This is a genomic window from Microcoleus sp. Aus8_D2 (genome assembly GCF_036702665.1).
In the GTDB taxonomy this organism is placed as follows: domain Bacteria; phylum Cyanobacteriota; class Cyanobacteriia; order Cyanobacteriales; family Microcoleaceae; genus Microcoleus.
The window spans coordinates 100,269-107,074 of the sequence record NZ_JAUBUN010000011.1 but is presented as its reverse complement, the minus strand read 5'-3'; the positions used below and the strand labels follow the sequence as shown (position 1 = coordinate 107,074).

Here is a 6,806-nt window from a genome sequence, read left to right as displayed (position 1 = left end):
CCAGGTTCGTAGTGAGGACTTTAGTCCGCATTCAAGAAGGACTGAAGTCCTCACTACAAACGAATTATCCAGGTTCGTAGTGAGGACTTTAGTCCGCATTCAAGAAGGACTGAAGTCCTCACTACAAACGAATTATCCAGGTTCGATCAAAAAACAATTCCCAATTACCAACAGTTACCGCATTTCAGCAACTCTAGCAGTCTCTGTCGGTGGCATAACCGCCTCTTTAGCATTCAACTTAATATTCAACTCACGAATCCGGCGCGACAGCAAGCGAATAATATTAACAGCAATTCCCGGCGTTTCATCGATCGCATCATAAAGCTGCATTTGAGTCAGCATCAAACACTCGGATTGTTCCAGAGTCGAAATAGAAGCCGATCGAGGTTCCGCATCAAACAGCGACATTTCCCCGAAACAAGCCCCCGCCTTCAACTGTGCCAAATCCCGATCGCCTATATGCACCCGCACCGTACCCGATACCAAGATATAGAGCGATCGGCCTTCTTGTCCTTCCGTAAAAATCCTGTGCTTGGAAGGAAACGAAAGTTCATCCATTACCGATGCTAGACGCACGAGAAAATCATCTCGCAGTTCCTTAAAAATGGGAACTTCCCTGACAAACAATAGGCGTTCGACGCTAGTTAACATAATGCGACGCAGTGATTAATTTAGACTTAAACAAAGGAAGAGGAATTGGGCATTGGGCATTGGGCATGGGGCATGGGGCATGGGGCATTGGGCATTGGGCATTGGGCATAGTTTCTTTTTGTTCCTTCTTCCCTCTTCCTTCTTCCCTCTTCCTTCTTCCTTCTTCCTTCTTCCTTCTTCCTTCTTCCTTCTTCCTTCTTCCTTCTTCCTTCTTTACCTTTTCCCCCCACTCCCCAACTCTGCCATCATCTCTTCAACTTGAGCTGACACCAAATTATCGGGGTCATTTTGCAGCCTCGGCAACAATTCGAGCAAAGCCCGCGGCGAAGCTATTTTCAAATAGGCTAACACTGCTTCGCGGACAAAACCCGTCGGGTGTTGCAGACAGACGAGAGTTTGTTGGGCGGTAAGACTCCAACGCGCTTCTCTCGCCAAGTGAAAACAGCAAGCTAAAGTCCAATCCGAAAGGAAATGGCGCAATTCCAGCAAACGGCGCAAACGATCGCTCGGGGCGAGAGGTTTGTACACCATCAATTCGGAGAGATTGCTCAATTTTTCTCTTTCCGAGTGCTGATCCAACAAATTGATCAGCGATCGCTTCTTAGCGATATCCACAGTATTGTCGAGAATTTCCAATCCCCTAGCCACCAAAGAAGGTTGGCCCGAAGCGATGTTAAAAGCAGCAGCTTGTACGGTGTCCAGCGGATAAAGAAACTTCATCAGCAAAAAACACCGATCCTTAGCATCAGCCTCCAACCCCGCCAGAGCGCGCTGCAACAATTGAGCCGTATCGTTCTCGGGTGCACCCCTGCTGGCATCTCGAGCGGAGAAATTGCTGTAGGTTGTTACCCCAGACAAATCCACCAGAGCTGCATAAATTTGACCGATAAACATCAACTCCTGTTCGATGAGAGTTTCCAAGCCGCTGCGACCGATGCGGTCTAGAACCCCTTCTATCCCCGCTTCCGAGGGCATTTTCAACAGGATGCGGAGGATGTTGCGCCTGGTAGTTCCCCAAGCCGTCATCAAATTGCTAACCAAAATGTCGATCGCCTCTACAGTCCCAATTTGACCCAGAGCAGTCCAAGCTTGCAATCTGACCAAATCTGACTTATGGATATCCTCAGCCAAATACACCAGCAAAGGAATCGCATCGTTGTGAAGTTTGACGATCGCCTGCAAAGCCGCTTCCCGAGTTGATTTGTAACCGAGTCCGCGGAGCAGCGAAGGATAATATTCTTCCGAATGAGTAGAAGAAATCACGTCTAACAGAGCGCAGCGCACTCGCAGAGATTCATCTTGCAACAGATTGGGGATGTAAAGCCGCAGTCCTTGCAAATAATCAGCCTCTCCCAGAGCCCGCGTCCCCATCACCCGTTCCCGCTCGAGCTTGTGGGTCAGCATTTGGCGTAGCGTGTTAGTAGCCTCTGCCTTTTGCTGGCGATCGCCCCTTCTCATAATTAAAGCAGCCGCCGTACCCCGTACAACCGGATCGACAGTCGGCTGCAAGTAAGGCCGCAAGCTGTCAATATTCGGTTCAGCCTCCGTCAGCCAGATGTAGCGCAAAGCCAAGGCCAGCACCTCCGGCGGCAAGGATTGCTGCGAGAGTGCGCGGACAGCTTCTAAATATTCCGGGTTCGGGTGTTGCAGCATTGTTTCCAAGCTCTGGCGCTGCAACGCTGGGGGGAGCGAATCGAGGATCGGAGCGAGAACTTCCCCGACATTTTTGGGGTCAATTTGCGTCAGCAGTTCTATGCAAGAGCGCTTTTCATCTTCGCCCCCCGGCTTTTCCAGAGTTTCCACCACTGCGCGCTTGAGAGCTTTGAGGTCAACGTCGGTGACGCCCAAGCGGCCCCGTTCCGCACTTTTGACCAACAAACCCACGTATTGAGAGCGGATCAGCCACACCACAAACAGCCACACCAGCGCCAAAAGTACGATCGCGCCAATAAATATCAAGCTTTGGTTGTCATGAAATACCGTATCCTTTTCGTCCTGGTGGGGCAGTACCTTGTCTGTCACCCACAGCATAATCAGGATGCCTACTCCTGTCACTCCGCAGGACAAAGGTTCGCCCACACCGTTGACTAGAGTTTGAATGCCCGATCGAATATTGTCGGGAATCGGTTGGAATAAAACCGGGCTGACAGTTTCTAACAGCGTGTAGTGCAGCAGTTCGTCGAGAAATCTCAGCAATATCAGTCCGATGAACACAGACACTAGCTGGCCCAGGGATGCTCCGATGGTCAGCACCCCCAGTATCGCGATTCCCGCCGGCAAAATCATCGCCGTCACGAATACACCGATTCTTTCTACCAAGCGGCTCGATGCGAACCACTGAGTCGCCACTTGAAACAGGCCTTGAATCCCCTCGTAAATCCCCAGAAAGCTAGCAATCCAGCTAGCCCCACTGGCACCGTCCGAAGGGTTTTGATATTCTAGCTGGCTGTAGAATTGAAAATCTACCAGAACATAGAGGACTTCTGCAAGGACGAAGAAACTGACTAGAGGTATGGCGTATTTTTGCAGCGGGCCTGTAACTTTGCGGGCGGTAAATTCTTGTTGGTCGTCGTCTTCGTCGTCATCTGTCCAGTGAGCCGTTTCCGGGAATGCTTGGCGGTATTTTTCCGTGAGGTAGTACAGCAACACCGAGCCTGTCGCCACCATCAACCCCGATATCAGGGTAACGTTTTTGAGTCCGACTACGTAGAGCAAAACCGGCAGAGAAAACCCGCTGACTACTCCAGCGACTAGATAGCCGCTGCTGACTAGCGGATAGGTGCGCTTGATTTCTCTAATATTAAACAGTTGGTTGGAAGTGATGGAAGTATTGAGGTCGTTGAGGACATAGCAAGCTTCCACCCACAGCCACATCAAAAAAATAGTAATAAAAGCGATGCTGATGCCAGCTATCTTAGTATTTTCGTAGCCGATGCCGAATCTAAACAAAAATAGCGGTACCGACATCATTCCCAGAACAACTACAACGGTGCGCCTCAGCGGCAGGATTTTTTGCAGCCACGAGTAGACAAATCCCAAACCAGAACCGATAAAGGCGCTGGCTATATAGATAAAGGGCATTTTGTCCGCACCGAATTCGTCTAAAAACAGACCTACCGTGCTGAGTTCCAGCCAGATCAGCCCGACGGAGGTTAGAGTGTAGACCAGGAACATCAGTACGGTTCGTTCTACTTCTTCCGATCGCAGGTTGAGCGATCGCAGCACTCCTTTTCCTGCTCCCGCGATCGCGCTGATTTGAAAATTTTCCATGCTTCTCGTGCGTTAAGATCCCGATTTGAGATTTGAGATTTGAGATTTGAGATTTGAGATTTACTCCACAGATACATCTGGGATCTGTAACTCTGGTCTCAAATTTTGGTTTTGGCCCTCCACGACTTTTGTCGGAAACTTATATCCGTTTTTGGGCGGCGTCATTAGTCCACCGTCACCAGTCTATTACTATTGACTGATGACTGATGACTAATCACGCGAGCGCTATTTTTTCGGCGACAGCAGCATCATCATACTGCGTCCTTCTTTTTTCGGGGCTTGCTGCACTTCTGCGATTTCCTGCAAATCTGTGGCCATGCGCTTGAGCAAGTCCTCTGCTAGGTTGCTGTGTTGGATTTCCCGACCTCTGAACATGATCGTGGCTTTTACTTTGTCCCCAGATTTGATAAAGCGGTCTGCTAGCTTGAGGCGCACTTGGTAGTCGTGTTCTTCTATTTTGTAGCGCATCTTCACTTCCTTCACGTCAGCAGTGTGCTGCTTCCGCTTTGCTTCTCGCGCTTTCTTTTCCTGCTCGAATTTGTACTTCCCGTAGTCCATCACCCGGCATACGGGCGGGTCAGCTTTGTCGCTGACAAGTACGAGGTCGAGTTCTTTTTCTTCTGCCACACGCAGCGCTTCTGCAGGCGTCAATATCCCTAGTTGCGCGCCGTCGGTATCGATCACCCGGATTTTGGGGTATCGAATGTTTTCGTTGATCTGGGGTAGATTGCGATTTTGTCTTCTTTCAATCACAGGCATGAATGGTTTTACAAGCAGTAGTTTAATAGCGAAGCTTCTTGATAGTTACAGGTTTGAGCGGCCAATATTTCACTTTGTCCGATCGAGCTATTTTGTAAGGTGTTACCCTTACCGGACGTACTACCGCGCCCTGTCTCCCCTCAGCGTTATCGTTGGGGAATATTTGAACGATCGTAAAATAGTCTTACAATACTTGCTATTCTACTCAGTCTGGCTGAGTTTCTGCGTAGTTTTATTTTAACTTCACACACGATCGCCCGCCCCCGTGCCAGATTGATGACAAAACGGTCAAAAATTCCGTGTAAAGCCTTAAAAATCATGTCTCACAGCTTTTCGCACCCCAGAAAGCCCGGTCTGGCAAGTCCCCCAAGTCGCCTGATTTGCCTTGTAGAATACGTATAACCAAGTGTAAATTTATGTTGCGAGCTGAGGCAAAATTGACAAATTCTCTGCACTGGCACCAACGGGTGGGAAGTCAACGAGACTGGATGTGGCGGGGGTGGCAAACTCGCTACACTTATTTACGACCGAATAGGGCATCGCATCAAGGCGCGATCGAATTTCCAGATTCCCAGGCCGAACCAATCGCCTCCGACACATCGAGAACACCGATTATTTTACTGCACGGGTTTGGAGCGTCGATCGGTCATTGGCGCCAAAATCTCGCCCCCCTCGCCGAAAACCACACGGTTTACGCCTTGGATTTGTTGGGTTTTGGCGCTTCCCAAAAAGCTCCGATCGACTACGACGTGTCGGTGTGGGTCGATCAAGTTTATGATTTTTGGCTGACTTTTATCCGAGAACCAGTCATATTGGCAGGAAATTCGATCGGCTCGCTGATTTGTCTGGCCGTCGCTGCGGCTCACCCCGAGATGGTAGCCGGGACGGTGATGATTAGCCTCCCAGACCCCTCTGTGCGATCGGAGGCGGTGCCAGAATGGCTGTTACCGGCGATCGTGGCGGTGGAAAGTTTGTTTGTTTCCCCGCTCATACTCAGGCCTCTGTTTTCTTTAGCCCGCAAGCCTTCCTTTGTCCGCCACTGGGTGGGCTTTGCCTACGCCAACCGGGAAGCTGTTACCGACGAATTAGTGGAAATTCTAGCAGGGCCTGCGGGCGATCGGGGAGCCGCCCGCGCCTTCTGCGCTTTATTTAAAGCTGTAGGCAACGCACAAGTCGGCCCCGGTGTCAAGACTGTGCTGCGAAATTTAACAATCCCGATGCTGTTAATTTGGGGCAAACAAGACCGGATGATTCCCCCTCGGTTCGCCCGGCCCCACCAATTTGTAGAATGCAATCCCAAGTATGTAGAGCTAGTTGAATTAGACAATGCGGGCCACTGTCCCCAGGATGAATGCCCAGAACAAGTAAATCAAGCAATTTTGAACTGGAGCGGCCGGAATTTTGCAGCTACGGGCGATCGATCGTTGCAACGCTGTTGATTGACACGGGGCGGTGCTAATTGACCAAAATAACTTGCAGGTATCGATCCCGCTCCCAAATAAAGTTGTTAAAAGTCGATCGCGCCCGGTGGTATGTTATTACAAAGTTTGCCTCACTTGAAAGTCAGTCGATTTTCGCATTGGAGATTTGAGATTGACTTTAGGGTCACTCATGGGGACTTGAACTAAATCTCTCAACTTTTTTGCTCTCGGCGATGCTTGTGGGAAAGCGAGTCTCCGTCTTTGTGTCAGGTCATTTATCTACCTTTATTTATCGTCGCTTGTTTCAGAAACTAAGAGATTGACACAATCGCCAAGATAGTGTATCTTCTCTAACTGGTAGTATTATATACAAGTTATGCAGTTACTCGAAAGGCAGGTCATCAAACCAAATCACAGGTTTTATCCAGAAGCCGATCGATTGTTTTTACTGTCCAAAAAACTTGACAACTGCGATAACTATATCTACCGTCAAAACTTTTTCCCCCGTCAACCAACCAATGCTCAGGGTGTCGATCGTACCAGATCAAAGAGTGATGACAAAGCATTGCCCGCGCCCGGTGACACAAAACACTCTCCGGTTACTGCAAAAAGCATGGACTAGCTATCATAGTGTCATCGGGCGCGGGCGCGGCGATCGCCCAACTAAATTTCAAGCAGCACCGAAAATCCCTGACTATAAAAATT

The 6,806-nt window shown here is 49.6% G+C and carries 4 protein-coding genes; 1 reads left to right on the top strand and 3 read right to left on the bottom strand.

Annotation, left to right across the window (positions count from 1 at the left end):
• Positions 1-174: 174 nt before the first annotated feature.
• The 3 genes from QUB64_RS11550 to infC all read right to left on the bottom strand — a co-directional run bounded on the left by QUB64_RS11550 (position 175) and on the right by infC (position 4,680).
• Positions 175-651 carry a Crp/Fnr family transcriptional regulator gene (locus tag QUB64_RS11550; protein WP_265239582.1) on the bottom strand — a complete coding sequence of 159 codons (477 nt, stop codon included), beginning with the start codon at positions 649-651 and terminating at the stop codon, positions 175-177.
• Positions 652-864: 213 nt separating this feature from the next.
• The gene (locus QUB64_RS11545; protein ID WP_333273038.1) at positions 865-3,921 is read right to left on the bottom strand and encodes a HEAT repeat domain-containing protein; all 3,057 of its coding nucleotides are present in this window, start codon (positions 3,919-3,921) and stop codon (positions 865-867) included.
• A gap of 225 nt (positions 3,922-4,146) precedes the next feature.
• Positions 4,147-4,680 (bottom strand): translation initiation factor IF-3, encoded by a 534-nt coding sequence (gene infC / locus QUB64_RS11540; protein ID WP_333273041.1) that lies wholly within the window; start codon positions 4,678-4,680, stop codon positions 4,147-4,149.
• Positions 4,681-5,096: 416 nt separating this feature from the next.
• Here infC and QUB64_RS11535 point away from each other — a divergent pair, with 416 nt between their 5' ends.
• Positions 5,097-6,119: an alpha/beta fold hydrolase gene (locus QUB64_RS11535; protein ID WP_333273044.1), complete on the top strand. Its 1,023-nt coding sequence runs from the start codon at positions 5,097-5,099 to the stop codon at positions 6,117-6,119.
• Positions 6,120-6,806: the final 687 nt, after the last annotated feature.

Excerpts from the sequence above, each read along its gene's own strand:
- QUB64_RS11545 (WP_333273038.1), bottom strand. The coding sequence starts at position 3,921 with ATGGAAAATTTTCAAATCAGCGCGATCGCGGGAGCAGGAAAAGGAGTG.
- QUB64_RS11535 (WP_333273044.1), top strand. The coding sequence starts at position 5,097 with ATGTTGCGAGCTGAGGCAAAATTGACAAATTCTCTGCACTGGCACCAA.
- QUB64_RS11550 (WP_265239582.1), bottom strand. The coding sequence starts at position 651 with ATGTTAACTAGCGTCGAACGCCTATTGTTTGTCAGGGAAGTTCCCATT.
- infC (WP_333273041.1), bottom strand. The coding sequence starts at position 4,680 with ATGCCTGTGATTGAAAGAAGACAAAATCGCAATCTACCCCAGATCAAC.